Below are 2127 nucleotides of genomic sequence, written 5' to 3'. Positions count from 1 at the left end.
GCCGACATCGTCTCGATCCAGGCGACTTCGGCGCCGCCTTCCTTGAGGCCCTCGATCTGCTCGGCGAAGGCATCGACCGCCTCGTCATAGGTCATGGCGCCAAGCGGCACCAGCAATTCGCCGGTCGGGCCGACCGAGCCGGCGACGATCACCTTGCGGCCGGCTCTGTCGGCGACAGCGCGTGCGAGCTCGGCGGCGCGCTTGTTCAGCGCATGCACGCGATCCTGCGCAAGGTGAAGCTTCAAGCGGTGACGGGTGCCGCCGAACGAGTTGGTGAGGATGATGTCGGCGCCGGCATCGACGAAATTCTGGTGCAGGCTGGTGATGGTGTCGGGCGCCGTTTCGTTCAGCAGCTCGGGTGCCTCGCCGGCCTCCAGACCCATGGCGAACAAATTGGTGCCGGTGGCACCATCGGCCAGCAGCACGCCCTTTTCAGCCAGCAGCGCATCGATCGGGTTGGTGGTCGTCATCGGATTGGCTTTCATGTTTCGAAGTCGAATAAGGATATAAAGAAGTCTTTATGTGTAGTCAATGATTTTGCAGCGATGCCGGCACCAGGATCGGAGGCCGGTCCTCACTGTGTCGAGGTGATCTCGACATGGATTTCGGTGCAGATCCCGCCATTGGTTGGATAATAGTCAACCGAGCAGGCGGTGACCACCAGCAGGAGATTCTGCTCGGTGCGCAACGTCACATAGCCGCCCGGCGGGTTGATCGACGCGGAGACCGATGCGGCGCGGGTCTGGCATGACCTGTCCTTCAAAAAATGGAAATGCCGTGGCCGGGACTAATTTAGTTCGCGAGCTTGGCGCGAAGTGCTTCGGCATATAGGGCCACAGCACCTTTGTGGTGCCGCCGCAGGAAGGCGGATTGGTCGAGCCGCCAGAGCCGCTCGATTTCGCCGGCGAACGCCGGATTGGTGCAGGTGCCATAGCCAGCGCCGGGATAGACGACGATCTCGCCGGCGTAGAGACAATGATCGGTGACCAGGAAGTCGACGCGGATGTAGTCGAGGTTGCCGGCGATGGCAGGGGCGATCGACACCGCCTGGCGGACATAGCTGAGAAGCCGCGCCTTGACGGGCACGGCCTGATCCTCGCGGGGATAGTCCGGATCGCGCCCGGGCAATGGATTGGCTTCCCGATCCAAAAGCAGCGAACGCCGCGCGGCCTTATCCTCGACCCAGGCATGCGTGACCACGCCGCCGCAAACATGCACCTTGATGTCGGTTGCGATCCTTGTGCCGGACAGCGCCAGCCGCTCTTCCACGAAAACGGTGCGAACGACAGGCCAATAGGCCCATTCGCCATCGCGGCGGCCATAACGTTTTCTCAGCCAGTGCCTCACCTTGGCGATGATGTGGCCGCGATTGGGGTCGCCGCCGGCAACGAATATGTTCATCGCGCAGCCGTGGTTTGTCTTGACGATGACATCGCCGGCCAGCAGATCGAGAGGAATGTCGGCAGGGTCGCGCCCTGACCAGAGCGTCCGTGGCAAGGCAAGTTCGGGGCAGGCTCTGCTTATATGAGCCTTGGCAGCAAGCTTGTCGGTCAGTGTTACGAACAGTGGATTGCGGTCGAGGATTTTTCGCCAGAGCAACATTTCATGGTATGTTTCGGGCGCGGCCGGATTGGGCAGATAGCCGAGTTTTTTCACGAACCGCACTGTAAGCGCGGGATGGCGAACGGTCAGCAACAAGCGTGCAACCGACAGAATAATGCGTCCTGTCCAGGAAAAATTGGCCTTGGCCGTCATCAGGGATACCCGGCCGTTGTTGGCTGAGTCCGATCCGGGCAGATCGCCGGTCAGATATATCCCATTCCGTATCGCGATTTGTTGTTTTCGTAAAAGGTTTTGCAGGCGTCGCGGCGTTGGATTTGCGTGAATTGTCGATCCAGTCCGCGATCGCGGCTCGAGGATCGGAGAAGGCCAGCCTCGGAACAAGAAGCCAAGGCCGGTCTTCTCGTTGGCAGTCTGGTGTGCTTAGTAGGTCTTCTTCATCGTCTTCTTCACGTGGTGATGATGATGATGGTGGTGATGGCGGACGTGGTGGTGATGACGATGATGATGACGATGATGCTTGGCCATCGGAGCCGCATCCGCGCTCGTTGCGCCGATCACCGGCAC

Annotated in this window: 3 protein-coding genes; all 3 read right to left on the bottom strand. The window is 60.5% G+C overall.

The genetic code is table 11. From position 1 onward, the window contains the following. Nucleotides 1-470: homocysteine S-methyltransferase family protein (locus tag EN935_RS32700; RefSeq protein ID WP_206534619.1), on the bottom strand; the 470-nt coding region annotated here is incomplete at its 3' end. Between the two features lie 104 nt (nucleotides 471-574). After that, nucleotides 575-763, bottom strand: coding sequence for a hypothetical protein (locus EN935_RS32695; protein ID WP_206438732.1), 189 nt, complete (start codon nucleotides 761-763; stop codon nucleotides 575-577). A gap of 29 nt (nucleotides 764-792) precedes the next feature. Next, entirely contained in the window at nucleotides 793-1755 is a 963-nt protein-coding gene (locus EN935_RS32690) for an ATP-grasp fold amidoligase family protein (RefSeq protein ID WP_127264775.1), read from the bottom strand. Nucleotides 1756-2127 lie beyond the last annotated feature (372 nt).

The sequence above is a fragment of the Mesorhizobium sp. M7D.F.Ca.US.004.03.1.1 genome, from assembly GCF_003998635.1.
Classification (GTDB): Bacteria; Pseudomonadota; Alphaproteobacteria; order Rhizobiales; family Rhizobiaceae; genus Mesorhizobium; species Mesorhizobium loti.
This window is presented reverse-complemented; position numbering and strand designations above follow the sequence as displayed.

What these genes read in the sequence shown, in the direction of transcription:
- EN935_RS32690 (WP_127264775.1), bottom strand. Translation starts at nt 1,755, where the DNA reads ATGACGGCCAAGGCCAATTTTTCCTGGACAGGACGCATTATTCTGTCG.